This window comes from Lacrimispora algidixylanolytica (assembly GCF_003609635.1).
GTDB classification, from domain to species: Bacteria; Bacillota; Clostridia; order Lachnospirales; family Lachnospiraceae; genus Lacrimispora; species Lacrimispora algidixylanolytica.
The window spans coordinates 46,727-64,879 of record NZ_MCIA01000035.1 but is presented as its reverse complement, the minus strand read 5'-3'; the positions used below and the strand labels follow the sequence as shown (position 1 = coordinate 64,879).

General features: G+C 40.3%; 16 protein-coding genes. 1 reads left to right on the top strand and 15 read right to left on the bottom strand.

Going from position 1 to position 18,153, the window contains the following annotated elements:
* Positions 1-64 precede the first annotated feature (64 nt).
* A complete protein-coding gene (locus tag BET01_RS20635) occupies positions 65-970 on the top strand; it encodes a LysR family transcriptional regulator (RefSeq protein WP_120198768.1) in 906 nt (301 codons plus the stop codon).
* Between the two features lie 80 nt (positions 971-1,050).
* Here the strand turns inward: BET01_RS20635 and ilvC are convergent, their stop codons facing one another.
* The 15 genes from ilvC to BET01_RS20555 all read right to left on the bottom strand — a co-directional run bounded on the left by ilvC (position 1,051) and on the right by BET01_RS20555 (position 17,998).
* Positions 1,051-2,079 carry a ketol-acid reductoisomerase gene (ilvC, locus tag BET01_RS20630; protein ID WP_120198767.1) on the bottom strand — a complete coding sequence of 343 codons (1,029 nt, stop codon included), beginning with the start codon at positions 2,077-2,079 and terminating at the stop codon, positions 1,051-1,053.
* Between the two features lie 86 nt (positions 2,080-2,165).
* Complete coding sequence (gene ilvN, locus BET01_RS20625; RefSeq protein WP_120198766.1) at positions 2,166-2,666, bottom strand: acetolactate synthase small subunit; 501 nt, start codon at positions 2,664-2,666, stop codon at positions 2,166-2,168.
* A gap of 131 nt (positions 2,667-2,797) precedes the next feature.
* A complete protein-coding gene (locus BET01_RS20620; protein ID WP_120198765.1) occupies positions 2,798-3,433 on the bottom strand; it encodes a metallophosphoesterase family protein in 636 nt (211 codons plus the stop codon).
* The gene (locus tag BET01_RS20615) at positions 3,399-5,396 is read right to left on the bottom strand and encodes a BMP family ABC transporter substrate-binding protein (RefSeq protein WP_120198764.1); all 1,998 of its coding nucleotides are present in this window, start codon (positions 5,394-5,396) and stop codon (positions 3,399-3,401) included. The genes BET01_RS20620 and BET01_RS20615 overlap by 35 nt, the downstream gene beginning before the upstream one ends.
* Positions 5,397-5,414: 18 nt before the next feature.
* Entirely contained in the window at positions 5,415-5,876 is a 462-nt protein-coding gene (gene smpB / locus BET01_RS20610) for an SsrA-binding protein SmpB (protein WP_120198763.1), read from the bottom strand.
* 186 nt (positions 5,877-6,062) lie between these two features.
* Positions 6,063-7,289 carry a Zn-dependent hydrolase gene (locus BET01_RS20605; protein ID WP_120198762.1) on the bottom strand — a complete coding sequence of 409 codons (1,227 nt, stop codon included), beginning with the start codon at positions 7,287-7,289 and terminating at the stop codon, positions 6,063-6,065.
* Between the two features lie 48 nt (positions 7,290-7,337).
* Positions 7,338-8,852, bottom strand: coding sequence for an NAD-dependent dihydropyrimidine dehydrogenase subunit PreA (gene preA / locus BET01_RS20600; RefSeq protein WP_120198761.1), 1,515 nt, complete (start codon positions 8,850-8,852; stop codon positions 7,338-7,340).
* Positions 8,853-8,856: 4 nt separating this feature from the next.
* Positions 8,857-10,236, bottom strand: a complete 1,380-nt coding sequence (gene hydA / locus BET01_RS20595; RefSeq protein ID WP_120198760.1) for a dihydropyrimidinase — start codon at positions 10,234-10,236, stop codon at positions 8,857-8,859.
* Positions 10,237-10,301: 65 nt separating this feature from the next.
* Complete coding sequence (locus BET01_RS20590) at positions 10,302-11,483, bottom strand: ABC transporter substrate-binding protein (protein WP_120198759.1); 1,182 nt, start codon at positions 11,481-11,483, stop codon at positions 10,302-10,304.
* A 34-nt stretch (positions 11,484-11,517) separates the two neighbouring features.
* Entirely contained in the window at positions 11,518-12,327 is an 810-nt protein-coding gene (locus tag BET01_RS20585) for an ABC transporter permease (protein WP_120198758.1), read from the bottom strand.
* Positions 12,328-12,338: 11 nt separating this feature from the next.
* Positions 12,339-13,154, bottom strand: a complete 816-nt coding sequence (locus BET01_RS20580; RefSeq protein ID WP_120198757.1) for an ABC transporter permease — start codon at positions 13,152-13,154, stop codon at positions 12,339-12,341.
* A gap of 1 nt (position 13,155) precedes the next feature.
* Entirely contained in the window at positions 13,156-13,983 is an 828-nt protein-coding gene (locus BET01_RS20575; protein WP_120198756.1) for an ABC transporter ATP-binding protein, read from the bottom strand.
* A gap of 87 nt (positions 13,984-14,070) precedes the next feature.
* Complete coding sequence (locus BET01_RS20570) at positions 14,071-15,222, bottom strand: iron-containing alcohol dehydrogenase (RefSeq protein WP_120198755.1); 1,152 nt, start codon at positions 15,220-15,222, stop codon at positions 14,071-14,073.
* Positions 15,223-15,245: 23 nt separating this feature from the next.
* On the bottom strand, positions 15,246-16,571 hold the full coding sequence (locus tag BET01_RS20565; RefSeq protein WP_120198754.1) for an aminotransferase class III-fold pyridoxal phosphate-dependent enzyme: 1,326 nt from the start codon (positions 16,569-16,571) through the stop codon (positions 15,246-15,248).
* A gap of 266 nt (positions 16,572-16,837) precedes the next feature.
* A complete protein-coding gene (locus BET01_RS20555) occupies positions 16,838-17,998 on the bottom strand; it encodes a PucR family transcriptional regulator (protein WP_120198753.1) in 1,161 nt (386 codons plus the stop codon).
* Positions 17,999-18,153: the final 155 nt, after the last annotated feature.

Below are 18,153 nucleotides of genomic sequence, written 5' to 3'. Positions count from 1 at the left end.
ATAGAAATACATAATATGAATATTTAATATAATAACTAGTTATAGGATGAGAGGGGATATGAACATGGAACAAAACTTGTCCCAGTATAAGATTTTCTATGAAGTTGCAAAAACCGGAAATATTTCTAAGGCTGCAAAAGAGCTCTTTATCAGCCAACCAGCTATCAGTAAATCTATCAGTAAGTTAGAAGGAAATCTCGGAGTCTCTCTTTTTACAAGAAACTCAAGAGGTGTTCAGCTTACGGATGAAGGAAAGCTTCTATTTAATCATACAAAGGCTGCCTTTGAAGCATTGGCGCAAGGCGAGCAGGAACTAAAACGAATTAAGGATTTTCACATTGGTCATTTGAGAATCGGTGTCAGCAACACCTTATGTAAATACATTCTCCTTCCTTATTTAAAAGGATTCATTGAGAAATATCCTCATATTAAGATTACAATAGAAAGCCAGTCTACCGCACATACGGTGAATATGCTGGAACAACAAAGAATCGACCTTGGGTTGATTGCTGAGCCCTCCAACCGCCGTCCGCTTTTATTTACACCGGTTATGGAGATCCAGGATACCTTTGTTGCCACAAAGCCTTATTTGAACAATCTCTATCTGCGGGAGGGCAAGGATGCAGACCTGTTTCAGACAGGTAATATTCTCCTTTTGGACAAGAATAACATGACAAGAAAATATATTGATGAGTATCTAAATGAAAGCCAGTTAATACCCAATCAGTTCTTAGAAGTTACCACCATGGACTTACTCATTGAATTTGCTAAGATCGGGATGGGAATTGGATGTGTGATCAAGGATTTTGTTCAGAAAGAGTTAGATCAAGGTGACCTGGTTTTGGTTCCCTTGGAAAAAGAGATCAATAAAAGAACGGTTGGTTTTGCTTATAACCCGGCTGGAATGTCAACTTCAATGGAGAAATTCCTTGATGCTATGAAAACCAATATGAAACACAACTTAATATAGAAGAAACAGCTTCTATTTTTGACAAAAAATGAGCTTTTACTGGTTTATTACCAATAAAAGCTCATTTTATTTATTCCAGATTAGTTGTCAATCATTTTTCCGCCATCATTCCAACTATAAAGCTTTCTGAGTTCTGAACCCACCTGCTCCAGTTTATGAGACGCTTCTTTGTTTCTCATAGCATTGAAGTGAGCACCGCCTACCTGATTCTCTAATAACCAGTCCTTTGCAAAAGTTCCGTCCTGGATATCAGTAAGTACCTGCTTCATTGCCTTCTTTGTTTCATCAGTGATGATCTTTGGTCCGGTAATATAATCACCAAACTCAGCCGTATTGGAAATGGAATATCTCATTCCTGAAAAACCGCTTTCAAAAATCAGATCAACGATCAGCTTCATCTCATGAATACACTCAAAATAAGCATTTTCAGGAGCGTATCCAGCCTCTACTAATGTCTCAAATCCAGCTTTCATAAGTGCACATACACCGCCGCACAATACTGCCTGCTCACCAAAAAGGTCGGTCTCCGTCTCATCTTTAAAGGTTGTCTCTAAGACACCTGCTCTTGCGCCGCCAAGTGCCAATGCATATGCAAGGGCTTTGTCTTTTGCTTTTCCGCTATAATCCTGGTGAACAGCAACCAAACATGGGGTTCCTCTTCCAACTAGGTATTCGTTACGCACGGTATGACCAGGGGCCTTAGGTGCGATCATAGTTACATCAACATTCTTAGGAGGATTAATCTGTCCGAAGTGAACCGCAAAACCATGGGCAAACATCAGCATGTCCCCATCTTTTAAGTTAGGTTCGATGGATTCTTTATAAAGAGCTCCCTGCTTCTCATCGTTAATGAGGATCATGATGATATCAGCTTTCTTTGCAGCTTCTGCTGCGGTATATACGGTTAATCCCTGTGACTCAGCTTTTGACCAGGAACTACTACCCTCATAAAGTCCTACAATGACATCACAACCGGACTCCTTTAAATTAAGTGCATGGGCGTGACCCTGGCTGCCGTATCCAATCACTGCAATGGTCTTATCCTCCAGTAAGGATAAATTGCAGTCTTCCTGATAGTAAATCTTTGCCATCTTATATTTCCTCCTCATTGATTGACTCTTATTATATTGTTAAAGGAACCATGCCGACGACTCTCTGTCCGCCTTTGGCAATACCTCTAGCTAGCGAATTGCGGTTATGGCAGATAACGAACATCGTCCGATCCTCTGGATAAACCAGTGAGACCAGTACGGGCAAGTTCTAAAATTTCATAATCTTCAAGCAGGTTAATCAGCGCATCAAGTTTTGACTGATCTCCAGTTAGCATAACAGTTAAGGATTCCCTGCCTACATCAACAATAGTGGCTCTGAATATATCAGCTATAGCACTTACTGCCTGACGTTGTCCGGAGTTGGCTTTCACCTTGACTAAGATTAGTTCTCTAAAAACAGAAATCCCTGGCTTTAGCTCCTTAATATCTCTTACATCCTCTAACTTCCTGAGCTGTTTTTCAATCTGATCTAAAATCTCTTGATCACCGACAGATACTACGGTCATTCTTGAATATCTCTCATCTGCAGTCACGCCCACGGTTAGGCTTTCAATGTTATATCCGCGGCGACTGAATAAGCCGGCCACACGGCTTAAAACGCCGGAAGTATTATCAACTAACAATGATAAAACAATTCTCTCCATCCCTATCCCTGCCTTTTTGTATAGTGATTTTAATCATAGCAACCTAACTTGTGTTTGTCAATTAATTAAAAGGAATGTGTATTATAATTTAAAGTTATACCATGGCAAAGTGTCAGAGAAATGAAATCGAATTACTGCTCCATGACACGGTCCATAGCACATTGATCCGTTTCCGGATAATCAATGATTACATATTCATACGCATTTATAACCGTTGTATTGCCATATACGTCCTTCCTCTTAAATACATTTCCATAATTAGCGTGAACATGGCCGTGAAGGAAATACTGAGGAGAATACTTATCCATTAAAGACTTAAAGCAAGAGAACCCCTTATGAGGAAGGTCCTGCAGATCATTGAGTTCATACGCCGGAGCATGAGTAACCAGGATGTCAAACCCCTTGTTTTTTTTCAGCTTCCACCACATACGCCGAATCCTCTGTTCCATTTTCCGTTCTGTAAACTGATTGGGGGCATCTGGAATGTATTCCATGGATCCTCCAAGCCCCATAATCCGTATTCCTTTAAAGGTAACGATATCATCCTCAATGCAGATACAGCCCTCAGGTGGACAATGCATATACTGGCAATCATGATTTCCACGAATATAATACACGGGAGCGCGGGAAAAGGTCGCGAAAAAAGATAGATATTCCGGTCTCAAATCTCCGCAGGATATTATAAGATCAATATCCTTTATTTTTTCCGGGGTGTAAAATTCGTAAAGCGATTTAGACTCTTGATCCGCCAATACCAGAATTTTCACGCTCCTGTTCCTCCATCTCTGAATTATCGTATATTGTCTGACCCTGGAGGCGTACCAGGGACCGAGCTTCTTCCGTAAGTTCTTCATAGTCTGGGATTTTACCAACAATATTCTCAGTCAACCAGTTCATAGTTGTGATTTCTTCTGGAGTAAGGCTTTCCCCTTCTTCACACTCTATTTTACCATCTTGAGAATAGATAATCCCTACAAAAGGCTGAAAGCTTCCCGCCCTTATAGAATGTTTCAAGAAGTTTAAAAGTCGTTGCGTTCCATGGGGAAGGCTCTGAGAGCAGATTACATCAATTACATCTGCAGACATTCCCCACCAGTAATTGATTGCCTGTTTTCCTTTTAGCTCTTTTCGATCAGTTCCGCCGTGGCAAGTGATGTTAATAATTCTCTCATAGAATTTTCCCCAGTGACAAATAGGGCTTGCCAGATTCTTAAGAGTTCCATCACTAAGCTTCTGGTATAGGCCATATTCTCTGGTAGGGGCCATTGGAGTAATCATATCATCTCCTGAAATGAATGTGATTCCTTCATTCTCAAGTTCTTCGTGGGCATCTCTTCCTTTGATTCTGGACCATTCCAGGTGAACCACTGCATAAGGATTGATCATTCTTGCTCCCAAAGCAAATGCATTGATATTTGCAAGGGTCCCGTATATAGGATAATCTGCAATATATCCAAGCTTATCTCCCTGAGACATAGAAGCCGCCAGGGCTCCCATTAAAAACTTAGATTCATACATTCTCCCGTAATAAGTACAAATTGAGGAATAAGACATATTTACGGAACAGTTAAAAATCTTAACTTCCGGATGTTCAATTGCCGTCTTCACAGAATCATTGATCATTTGAGATGCCGTAGTAAAGATCATATTGCATCCAGCCGAAAGTGCCTCTTCCATAGCTCTTGCCGTCTCTCCTTCGGAATCTCCATGGAAAAATGACATGGTCTTTATTTTCCCATCATAAGCCTGCTCGAGATACATTCTCCCAAGTTCATGTCCGTAGGTCCAACTTGAGGTTTCCGATGTTTTTGAATGAATGAAAGCAATTTTCAACATCTCAGGCTCAATCATCTGGACGGGGAGCAGCCAGTTTATAAATTTGAGAGGATTGTTATCTGCTTTTTCATCAACTTCTTGTGGTTGCTCCAATAAAGCAATTTTATTGCCTCTGGAGGCCAAAAGAAGCTCATCTTTTATCTTTACCAAATCCTTTTTGATTTGCCGTTCTACCCGGTCCTTTACCGCCCGGTATCCAAGCAGTTCAACATAAACGAGAAACGCATCTGAGCACGTCATATCATAATCGTCGCCACCAAATGCATGGAATGCCTTGGAAAAACGATCATATGAAGACTTAAAGACAAGTCTTTCTTCATCGCTCCACTGTTCGCCAGGATTTTTGTTCATTGCCTTAATAAGCCGGTCATAACTTCCTTCTTTACTAAACCAGATATCACAATTAAAAGAAACCTGATAAAAATCAAGGAATTCATAATAAAGACGATTATCAAGATCGTCCGTTCTTTTTGGAATCATACGGATAACCGAAGCAGCTATACTAAATGCATTTACATATTTTAGTACGCTTACCCGCTTGTTTCCCTCCTGGACATAGTATTGGTTCATAAATTCGTATACCACAATAGGATCATGGATTCCTTCCTGAATCTGATGATCGTAGAGGTACGCCCATTTTGCCCCGAACTCTGATTTTTCTGACAATAAAGGCATAAAATTATTAGCAAAGGCGGTGGTACGCCCCTTTGTTTTGGTTCCTATTATCTTTTCAAGAGGTATATCCATAATCCCTAGGTTTACTTCTGACACAATATCTGTATAGGATAAGATGTCGTCCAGAACCGGAAGATAGGGATACTCTCCTTTTGCCACAGAAGTCTGGTACTGCCTACGTCCCCTTCTTACTGCCCCAACATAATCATATAGAGCCATCCGCTTCTCCTTTTCTTATTATAAATTTCTTACCTTAAAGTCTCGTTCTAATTCTCTGCGCTGATCTTTCTTCGCTATGTCTTCTCTTTTGTCATAGAGCTTCTTACCTCTGGCAAGGCCTATCTCCACCTTTACCAGACTTCCTTTTAAATAGACCTGAAGAGGAACTAAGGTATACCCTTTTTGAGCCATCTTTTCGTCTAGTTTTATAATCTGGGCTCTATGGAGCAGAAGTTTTCTAATACGAAGTGGGTCCTTGTTGAAAATATTACCCTTTTCATAAGGACTGATGTTCATTCCATATGCGAAAACTTCTCCTCTTTCAATCTTTATAAAAGATTCCTTGATACTGCACTTTCCCATACGCAAAGATTTCACTTCTGTCCCTGCCAGTTCTATGCCTGCCTCATATTTTTCATCAATAAAATAGTCATGGTATGCCTTCTTATTATTGGCTATGAGTTTAATTTTATCTTCCACTTTAATTAACCTCCGTAATTACGTTTCATTTATGATACTACATAGTTTATTTTAAGTAAAGGTCTATTGAATAATAGGGTTATTTTTTGATGTATCATGCCTTTTTATTGGTCTTTTTCACAGAAAAAGGTCCTTCCAAATTCAGATACCTTTCGGTATAAATTGGGGAGGACCTTTTACCTATTTTTACTGCTTATCAATATGTAATATGGTATTTAAGAGCACGTTGGCTCCTTTTAAACAATTTTCTACGGGAGTATATTCTATTTCACAATGACTATGTCCTCCCACGCTTGGTACAAATATCATGGTGGTGGGAACAAGATCAATGGCAAACTGTGCGTCATGCCCTGGACCGCTGTAAATCCTACGATTGGTATACCCGTATTCTTGTGCGCTTTTTTCTACGTAATCTACTAATTCCGAAGTAAAGCTAACCGTCTTACGAGACCATGCCTCTTCATAGCTTACCTTACAATTTTCTACCAGGCCTGGGATCTTCTTAATCACAGCGAGTACCTGCTTAATTACCTCCGGATCCTGGTGCCTTGCATCCAAAGTGATTTTAACTTCATCTGGAATGATGGTATGAATGTTAGGATGGGCAGAAATCTTGCCAGTGGTATACACCAACTTCCCATCAAGCTGATCCAGTTCATCATGAAGGTACTGAATGGTCTTTACTGCCGCATAAAGAGCATCCTTGCGATATTTCATGGGAGTTGTTCCTGCATGGCCTGCCTGCCCAGTAAAGGTGAATTCATAATTTATCATACCACAGACGCCTTCCACCACACCAATATCAATGCCTTCTGCCTCTAATACTGGCCCCTGCTCGATGTGCAGTTCTACCAAAGCCTTCGTATTAGATGGATTAAGACGGTTCTTTTCCTCTCCTTTAAAACCACTTTTTTCCAAAGCTTCTCCAAAAGTATAGCCAGGTATGTCTTTGGCCTGAGAAGCCAACATATCATCTTTATTGAATTTTCCGCAAATTACCCCGGAAGACATCATTGCTGGTTCAAATCTGGCACCTTCTTCGTTGGTCCAAACAATAACGGTGATGGGGTGTCTGTGTGGAATCTTTTCTTTTACTATGGTTTCCGCTACTTCCATAGCCGTTAATACACCTAAGATTCCATCATAATTTCCGCCCTGACGAACAGAATCCATATGAGAACCGGAAAAGATCATTGGCAAGTCTTCCGTCCCTGCAATGGTGGCATAGACATTTGCCATATCATCGGTTGTAACTGTGGCACCGATTTCCTCCATACGCCTTACAAACTCACGCCTTGCAGCTACCGCTTCCTCTGATAAAGAAAATCTTGTAATCCCCCCTTTTCCTGTATCTCCAAACTGACTGAAGGTTTTTATCTTATCTTCCATTCTCTCATAATCACATTGAACCATGTTCCTTACCTCCTTTTATGCATAAATAATAACCGTTTTCTTACCATATCATGATGGTCTTGATGCCTTTTTCACCCTGGTTCCTTGCGTAATTGCTCCTACCGGACATACCAGTGCACACAAATGGCAACCCACGCATTTCTTACCGTCCATGATTGGTTTTCTAGTAATATCATCCTGCTTTAATGCCTGATGACCTCCATCATAGCAAGATACATAACACCTTCCGCAACCCACACATTGATTCCGGTCAAATTTGGGATAGCAAATGGAATCCCTCTCAAGTTCATCCGCAGGTATGGTATGAGCAAGCGCTTTTCCTACGATCTCATTTATACCTTTATAGCCATGTGAGCTTAAGTAGTATTTCATTCCTTCTATCATATCATCGATGATCCGATATCCGTATTGCATGACTGAAGTAGTGACCTGAATGTTCTCACAACCAAGTGCCATGAATTCAAAGGCATCTCTCCAAGTTTCAATTCCTCCCATGCCACTGATCGGAACTTGAGTGAGCCCCTCCTGTGTCTTCATTGCATGGATAAATCGAAGAGCTATGGGTTTTACTGCCTTTCCTGAGTAGCCACCTACACTTGTTTTGCCTTTTACAAAAGGGCCTGAAACAAAAGTGTCTGTATCCACATTCATAATACTTTTAATGGTATTAATGGCTGCAATTCCATCCGCTCCCGCCTGAATCGCCGCAAGGGCAGGAACTTCCATATTCCCTATATTGGGAGTCATTTTTGCCAAAATCGGAAGATGGGTTCCTTTTCGCACTGCTTTTGTAAAAGCAGTAACAAGCTCTGGATTCTGACCCACATCAGAACCTAGACCATTGGCCGCCATATGAGGACAGGAAAAATTACATTCAATGATGTCTGCTCCTGCTTCAGTCACAACCTTAGCAAGATACGTCCATTCTTCCTCGGTCTGACCCATAATTGAAGCAACAAACACTTTCGTAGGATAATCCCTTTTTAAATCTCTGATAAAGCTCAGATTTTCTTCCAAAGTATGATCGGAAATCTGCTCTATGTTCTTAAAACCCACAAAGGGAAGAGCTTCCTTTTTCAGTGCATCAAATCTAGGGGATACCTCTTCAGGCACAAAGGTTCCAATGGTTTTAAATGCTACTCCTGCCCAGCCCATGTCAAAGGCTTTTGCTACCATCTCGTAATTGCTCCCCACCACAGAAGAAGATAAAAAGAATGGATTTTCGCATGGAATCCCGCAAAAGTCTATGGAAAGTTTTACCTCCAAACATCCCTCCTTCTCATAAGTAGAAAGCTTCGCAAACATATCTGGTATGGGGACTGGGGTATTGATTTTTCCTTTTAGACAAGCAGATAAACAAGGGGTATCCTTACACTCTTTACAAGGCAGGGAATCCTTTAGACGGTTGATTGCTCCAGCCTTATTATCAAAGCGAAAACACCGGATTATCTTATCTATCTCTAAATCATAAGGACAGGCCTTGGTGCAAGGCGCCTCATTGCATAAAAGGCATCCGCTTGCTTCTTCTAAAAGGGAAGTTTCCTTATATAATAAATCATTCATGCGATCACTCCAAATCATAATTTTGAGGTTCCCTCTTTACAAAGGATCCATATCCTGGAGTTCCTATAAACTCCCCATTGTCATATACCAATTGTCCTCTTACATAAGTCTGTTCTGGATAACCGTTTACCTTGACACCTTCCCATATGGTATGGTCGTAATCAGAATGCATATTATGAACGGATATGGTGAACTTTTTCTCCTTGTCATAAATTACAATATCTGCGTCCTTCCCAACGGTTAAAGATCCCTTTTGAACACAACCAAAAATCTTAGCCGGGTTTGTTGCACATAATTCTACCGCACGGTTAAAGCTTATTTTACCTTCGTTTGCCTTAGAGAGCATATAAGGATATAAGTTTTCAATACCAGCACATCCATTGGGAATCTTCGTAAAATCATCTTTTCCCCAATCTTTCTCATAACTTTGGAAGGGGCAATGGTCGGTAGCTACCGTATCAATGCTACCATCCATAACTGCTTTCCAAATCGCATCCTGGCTTTCCTGATTTTTCATTGGGGGTGAACATACAAAGTTTCTTCCATCTTCTCTTTTATAGACGTCACAGGTAAACTCCAGGTATTGAGGACATGTCTCAATAAAAATATTATGGCCCTCTCTTTTCGCAGCGACTGCCGCTTCCAAACCTTCTTTATCTGCCATATGGACAATATAGAGAGGTGCATCAACGGATTTTGCCCAGTGTACGGCCCGTTTATCGGCTTCTGCCTCCACATATTCTGGTCGGCTTAAATAATGATACCAAGCCGAGGTGTTTCCCTCTGCCTTAAACTGCTCAATGTTTAAATCAATTACATCCGGATTTTCAGCATGAATATTTGTTATGGCTCCTACTTCCTTTGCCTTTTTTAAGATTCGAACCAGAGTTCCGTCATCCACCATCATGCCTTCCTTTTTATATACAAGAAAGCATTTAAAACTGGTGATTCCATACTCTACTGCTTCTTTAAATTCATCTAAAATGGCTCCTCCGTTTAAATCCGTGATGCAACAGTGAAATGCATAATCCACACAAGCCTCGGGATCGCACATATCTTTTCTTTCCTGAACCGTTTCAACAATACCCTTTCCTTTTCTCTGAATGGGATAATCAAATACAGTCGTAACTCCTCCGCAAGCTGCTGCCCTTGTTCCAGATAAATAACCATCCGCAGATACCGTTCCTCCAAAGGGCATTGCAAGGTGTGTATGTACATCGATGGCTCCTGGCAATACTAGTTTTCCAGCAACGTCAATGACCTTTTTAGCTTCCATGGATAAGTCTTTTCCAATGCATACAATTTTGCCGTCTTTTACTGCGATATCGCCTTTATATGTTTCTTCCGCCGTTACAATCGTTCCATTTTTAATTAATAAGTCCAATGTCATACCTCCTTAACGGATACGTGGGTGCCTTAGCACCCACGATTACTGATTTTTTATTTGTTTTATTTGTTCTTTTTATATACCAGAACTAAGCCTGATCTTTGATAAACCTGTGATACTGCAATCAAATTCATACCTCCCGCATTGGCTGCTATAAGGTTGGCATCCCAGGTTACACCGAAATCTACCTGACCAGAATTTACGGCTGTTGTTTCACCAATATCTCCGCCACCTGGTGTTATGGTTACATTTAAGCCGGCATCTTTATAATATCCTTTTGCAGCCGCTACATAATATCCCATAAACTGAGCCTGAGGGAGCCATTTTAACTGAATGGATACATCAGCTTTTTCTGGTTTGCCCAAAGTGCTGCCATCTTTTGCATCGTTCCAATAAGAGGCATCACGGAAATCATCTAACGTTAATGTCTGTAGCTTCTCTGCTGCTGTACTGTCACTTAATTTGATGTATTTTTTAGCCAAATCGAGGGTCTGCTGCAGTGCCTCATCATCTAATTTTCCTAATTCGGTTACCTTATTTCCCTTGGTATCAGTTTCTACTAATTTCTTTACTTCTTCCGCCATATAAGCCTGGTGTTCACTGGATACGGAGGAACCTGCATTGAAGACGATTTCTGCCGCTTCTTTTGGATTGGCGCAGGCATACTCCCAGCCTTTCATAGATGCACTGACAAAAGCTTTCACTGTGTTTGGATTTGCAGAGGCAAATTCCTTTGTTGTAAATATATTATCTTCTAACATGGCTACGCCTTCGTTATTCATATCAATGAAGTTTACGGTATCTCCATATCCGTAACCGCCCTGATATGTATTCTTTATAAGACCTAGCTCGTTATAGGTCATTGCCGAAGCCAACAAAATGGAATTGTCATCAAACCCATCCATATCAAATGCCTGACTTAGAAATGCAGTATTCTGGCCGTATTTGCTTAAAAGTGCCTGAACCTCATATTCATTGCCTAAACCCCAGTTACCAACTTTCCCTTTTTTAGCGGCATCTTCTACGATGTCTTTCGCTTTTGCATCCGCGGAATAATATTTGCCTGTACTTGCAGATTCCTTTGCGCCTTCTGTTGCAACAGTTTCTTTTCCTGTTGTGCTTTCCGCTACCGTCGTGGCAATCGTGGTTTCTTTTTCCGGTGCGCTTGAGCAGCCAGATAATGCTGCGGTTGTTAGTGCAAGTGTTAATGCTGCTGCGGTTAAGCTTCCTGTTCGTTTTTTCATAAATAATTCCTCCTCTAAAATAGTGTTAATCGATTTATTTCCTACCTTTTAGCAAAGCTCCTTCTGCAGCAAGTAGTATGCCGTACATAATAATTCCAATGGCACATGCTACTACGATATATGCCCAGGCTGTCGCATACTGGGCAAGCACGATATTTTCCCTGATTTGTCTGCCAACTCCAATGATGAATTCGGCAAAATACTCGCTAACCAGTGCACTGATGATACTGGCGGGTACACTGACTCTTAGGGCAACAAATATATAGGGTACGCTGTTGGGAATTCTTAGCTTTAAAAAGACTGTTAATTTACTTGCTGCGTAACTTTTCATTAAATCAAGCGAATAAGGCTTTAATTCATTAAGACCTCTGTATGCATTGATGCTCATAGCTGCCGTACAGGTTATGGTGACCACAATTGTCTTTGCAAACATGCTTCTTACATTTGCAACATCGCTGAAGTCCTTTGTTAAATTGTTTAAGATTGGAGCAATGGCAATGATAGGTACTGCGCTGATTGCAGATGCAATGCTTAGACCTCCTGCTCCCCATTTTGGAAATACCGTTGCAATGATTCCCAGTAAATATCCTAAGATAGAACCAAAGAACAAGCCCCCCACTGCAACCATGACCGTTGCTTTTATGTTTTCAATGATAGTTGGTCCATTATCAAATATAATCCTTAAGATTCTGCCCGGAAGGGGAAGCGCAAAAGTATCAGCTCCTAGTAACTTGTGCAAAAGCTGGGTTTGCCAAAGAATCAATAAAAGGATACCAAATATGACTGGATACAAAACAGTTGTTGCAGACTGTTTATCCCATCTAAGATATCGTTTCTTCTTCATGTTCTCTCCTTCTACTTTTTCTTCTTTCTCTTATATGGAGAGATTGCCTGCTCCAGTAAAACCATAAGATAAAAGCTCAAAATACCAATAATGGCACTTAAAAATACAATCTGCCAGAAAATATATATAGTAGTGGCATGTTTTAAGGATTGAGAAAGTACAGTTCCAAGTCCTGCACCGCCCTGTAATGTATCAACCAGGATCGCTGCTGTAATGGCCATGGGTGCTGATATTTTTAATCCCGTAAAAAAATAAGGCAGAGAGGATGGAATTAATAATTTCCGGTATATCTCAAATTTGCTTGCCGCAAGAGAATACATGAGCTCGTGTTTTTCCTTCTCCACTGATTTAAACCCTGCCAGTGTGTTGGTGGCCACCGGATAAAAGGTTAGTATGGCAGCTATGATGATGCGACTTTTATTAATATCCTTTGTAATAGCAAGGACGATTGGTGCCATACCAAGAATCGGTATCATCTGTATCATCATCAGATATGGAAATAATATCTTCTCAATTGGCAGAAACAGATTCATGATTAGTGCAAGAAGGAACCCTAAGCCTGCACCGATTACAAAGCCAATCCCTGCTCGTAGAAGAGTAATCCCGCCATTGCTTAAGACGATCTGGAACGCAGTCTGAGTTCCATTTACCTTGTTGGTAGTAAAAACAGAGGCCAATATCTGATGAAGATGGGGTAACACATTCTCAGGAGACCGCTTTGTACCTTCTATCACGGTAGCGCCTAACTCCCATATGAGGATAAGACCCAACACCCATACAAGGGTTACCATATATTTGGAGGAAAGTATCTTTTTGATTTGGATCATGCTATACCCCCTCAAAACTATTTCTTACCTTTGATACCAAGGCATTAAATTCCTGGGTTTCCTTCATTTGAATTGGTCTTGGTCTTGGAAGATCAATATCAACAATTGCGGATACACGACCTGGGTGAGGAGAAAGAACCACTACCCTGTCTGATAAGAAAACCGCCTCCTGAATGTTATGTGTAACAAATAAAATAGTCTTATTGGTCCTCTGCCAGATACGAAGCAGATCTTCATGGAGTTTTTCTTTTGTAAATTCATCCAAGGCAGAAAATGGTTCATCCATTAAAAGGATTTCCGGACGAATTGCGAGAGCCCTTGCAATATTTACTCTTTGCTGCATACCACCGCTTAATTCATGAGGATATTTCTCACCGAACTCCATCAGTCCTACAAGTTCTAGCATTTTTGTCACTCGTTTTGTCCGGTCCTTCTTTGGCATACCAAGAAGTTCCATGGGCATACATACATTTCTTCGGACACTTCGCCATTCATATAGTACTGGCGACTGAAACACGATGCCATATTTTTTTTGCAGGCGGATCTCTCTTGGTGACAGTCCCCGAACGGATATGGTTCCTGAAGACTTTTCCTGTAAATCAGCAATGGTCCGAAGTAAGGTTGTTTTTCCGCATCCGGATGGCCCCAAAAGAGAAATAAATTCTCCCTGCTTGATCTCTAAATTCACGTTGGATAGGGCTACAATCGGCTCTCCCCCATCTTTATCAGGGAAATTCACACTTAAGTTCTCGATTATAATTTCGGTTTCTCTTGGAAGGGATGCGTCTCTTTCTTTAAATTCTTCTTCAAAATTCACTACGTTCACCATTTAAGTCCTCCTGTTATGCAGACAAGGGTGTAAAGCTTTCGCCTTACACCCTTGTAAGTTTCTTACGTTTCGTAGGAAGTTTCATGATTAAAACAATCTACTATATATTTTGATTAAATCTTCTTTGTCTATTTCTTTTCTTGTATTGGAAGGACTTCCACTGGCCATGGCATCGTTTGCCATCTTATCAAAAGCAGCCTCAAAGTCTTCCTTTTGGATCCCATACTCTTTTATTTTAGGAATCTTGCATTGACTACACAGCTTACCAAGTGCGGTTAAGAATGCTTCGCAGGCTTTCTTTTCGTCGTCCTCTTCTTTTGCGACACCGATTGCTTTTGCCATATCAGCAAATCTGTCGTAACAGCCATCGGCTACATAGGAAAGACAATCCGAGATAAGCATTGCATTGGAAATCCCATGTGGAATGTGAAATAATGCTCCAATGGGCCGGCTCATCCCATGTACAATGGTTACCGATGCATTGTTGATACAAACCCCAGCTTCAAATGCGGCAATTGCCATCTCTTCTCTTGCTTTCATATTGGTGCCATCTTCATAGGCAAGGGGCAGATACTGAAAGATACGCCGGATTGCGGATAATGCATAGGTATCGGTCAGAGAATTTGCCTTTTTTGAAATATAAGATTCTACCGCATGAGTTAAGGCATCCATACCAGTGGCGGCTGTAATGCTTTTTGGAGCTGTTACGGTCAATTTCGGATCAATGATTGCGACTTTGGGAAGTAAATCATCGCCTTTTAACAGCATTTTGATTCCTTTTTTCGTATCCTTAATGACAGTAAACCTTGTTGTCTCCGAGCCAGTTCCTGCAGTTGTGGGTATAAGTACCAGGGGTGGGAATACCCCTTTGATGTCTACGCCCATATAATCAGATATATTGCCATCTAATGCAGTCATCGCACCGATAGCTTTTGCACTGTCTAAAGGACTGCCACCGCCAATTCCAATGATAAAATCGCATTGAAAATCTTTATAATCACTCACTCCTGCAAGGATCATTTCATCCGTTGGTTCACCTGTAATATCATTGAATACTTTGTGATCAATATTCCATCTGTCAAGATATCCCGTAAGGATAGAGACCAATCCTGTCTCTGTTACGATTTTACCCGTTACAATAAATGCTTTCTTACCCAGACCTTTGATTGCATGTTCACTGCTTTCTAATGCATCAGCGCCTAATATGGTTCTTCCTGGTAACATAAATTGAGTCGCCATAGTCCACCCCTTTTCTAAACTAATTATAAAAGTTCCTGGTCAACAATCGTAAGTACCTCTTCCATCTTCATCAGTTCTTCTCTAAGCTGTTCCTCCGTAATAATAAGAGGAGGTGCAATTAATACCATATTCTCATGTGTATAGGTCATAAACTTCCTATCTTTTAAAAGACCTGCTATTTTTCCCATAACACCATTTGGATCTTTTCCGTAAGGTACCAGCGGTTCTTTTGTTTCTTTGTCCTTTACCAGTTCAATTGCTGAGAATAAACCGATATAGCGAACATCTCCCACACATGGATGGTTTTTCTTCATCTCTTCCAGAGTTTCCCCAAGAACCTGACCTACTTTATTTACATTTCCTAAAATATCAGCTTCTTCATAATAATCTACACATGCAACGCCGGCTGCACAAGAAAGTGGGTGCCCGCTATATGTAAGCCCGCAGGATAATAAGTTCTCATCAAAATAGGAAGCAATTTCTTTACTCACAACCACTCCTCCAAGAGGAACATATCCGCAGGTAACCCCTTTGGCAAAGGTTACGATATCCGGCTTAATATCAAAGTGCTCAAAGGCAAACATCTTTCCTGTACGGCACCAGCCAGTCATGACTTCATCGCAAATCATTAAAATTCCGTATTTATCGCAAAGTGCACGAATGCCAGGCATATAACCTTTTGGCGGAATCAGTATTCCATTTGATCCAGTTATCGTCTCCATTACAATTGCTGCTATGCTGTCTGATCCCTCGTACTGAATCTGTTCTTCCAGCTTTGTTAAGTAATAACGTGTAGCGGATTCCTCTGAATCAAATGTAATTGCTTCCCGATATACATATGGATCAAAAAACTTGATAAATCCTGGGACACCTGGCTCTAATGCATATCTTCTTGGCTCTCCAGTTAAGTTTCCTGCTCCAAAGGAAGAACCGTGATAACTTCTGTACCGACTAAAGATCTTATTCTTTCCCGTAAACATTCTCGCCATCTTTACTGCATTCTCATTGGATTCTGCACCCGCATTGGTAAAGAAAACCTTTCCCATGTTATCAGGCATCAAATCTATAATCTTCTTTGCAAGGGTGGCTCTTGACTCTGCACCGTAAGAGGGGCCAATGAAACAAAACTGATCCACCTGATCTTTAATTGCGTTGCCGATCTTCTGATTTCCAAACCCAAGATTCATATTTACAAGCTGTGAGGACATATCGCTGTAACGATTTCCATCGTAATCCCAAAAATAAATTCCGTCTGCCTTTTCTACTGGAATAGGGTTAATGTTCTTTTGCTTGCTCCAGGACTGTAAGTTATATTCCATTGATGTGCTTCTTATTTCTTCACCCTTCATTGTCGTTTCCTCCTACAAAAAAAGCAGCGGACCGATGGCTTTTGGTAGCATCGTCGCTGCATTCATTATTTTTGAGAAGTAAAATACGTTACGAATCTTTTCTGTATTTCCTTCCGTGTCTAACATGGTAGTATTATAAACATAGTCAAACAAGGATTGCAACCAACAGTTGAACAAAGATAATTGTGCATGTGCACAATCACCTTCCTGCAAAACAGCCTGAAAAGGGCCATTTCTAAAGGGTAAAAGGGCATTTTGCAATTGCATCAGATAATATCGTGAATATAGAACCCTAAATATAATTTCACTTTATCTTCCAATTCCAACGGATTAAATCCGGTAATGGTTTCAATTCTCTTTAACTGGTTTGTTACTGTATTGCGATGAATGTACATTTTTTCCGATACCAGTTGAAGGCTTCCGTTATTTTCCAAATAGGTTTTTAACAAGGACACCAAATCAGTCTTATTCTCTCTATCATACTTCTCCAATAGACCAATGGAATCATTGTAAAAACTTCTTAATACAGATCGTTCCTTAACCGCATATAGAATTTTATAAATACTCAGCTTATCATAATAAAGTACGTTCTCATTCTGCTTCTGGGCCATTTCCATTGCAGAAAATGATCGCTCAAAATTCTGTTCCTGATTATAAATACCCGGCTGATTGGAGCTAATTCCCATATGAATTAGAGATTCACTCTTTTCTGTCTTAACAGATTCAAAAAAGTCTTTTACAAAATCATCAATTTCCTCATCGGTGTAAGCGACCAGTACAAACACAAGATTTTCTTTATAAGTAAAGGAAATAAATAATTCATGAATCTTTCTGGCGGTTTTTTCTGCATATATGGTGAAGCGATCCATATATTCTTCGTATTCTGTAACATCCTTTTTTTCAATCAGGAGACTAATAAAACAAAAAGTGTCACTCCTTTTATAGCCATAACGCTCCATCTGTAAGATCTGAGATTCCAGATCACCAACATTAAAAATAATGTTTTTTATGGTGGTAGCCATGGTGTTTTCCACATTGTCATTTTGCATAATTCTACGGCAGAAATCCCGTGTCATATCCACCATTCGTGTCTCCCACGGAATGGTAAATAGCGGCATATTCACTTCATCACAGTACGCTGCTACTTCCTTTGGAATCTCTCTGGTATGAGGGCCCAAATTAACCACAAACGCACTCACACCGGATTGATTTAACTTTTTTGCAAAATCAAGAAGCCAGTGATTGGATTTATTTAAAATTCCTGCTGTAAACACTAGTTCATACCCATGCAAAAAAGGACTTACCGCATCATCTTCAATAATATGAACCCATTGCACCAGATTATTCATTCCATTTCTACCGGCAACCAATTCCATCTTATATAAGAAATATGCATTTTTCACTAACTTCTTTACAATAATTGCCATAGAAACCTCCTTTGAAAAGAAAGAAAATGATACTACTTTCTGGTTTCCCCTATTATACCGGATTCATCAGGCAAATCAAGGCCTTGATGGAATCAGTTTTATATCTTAAGTAAAGAGTTCATGACAAGGACAGGGATTTAATTTTGACAATGCAA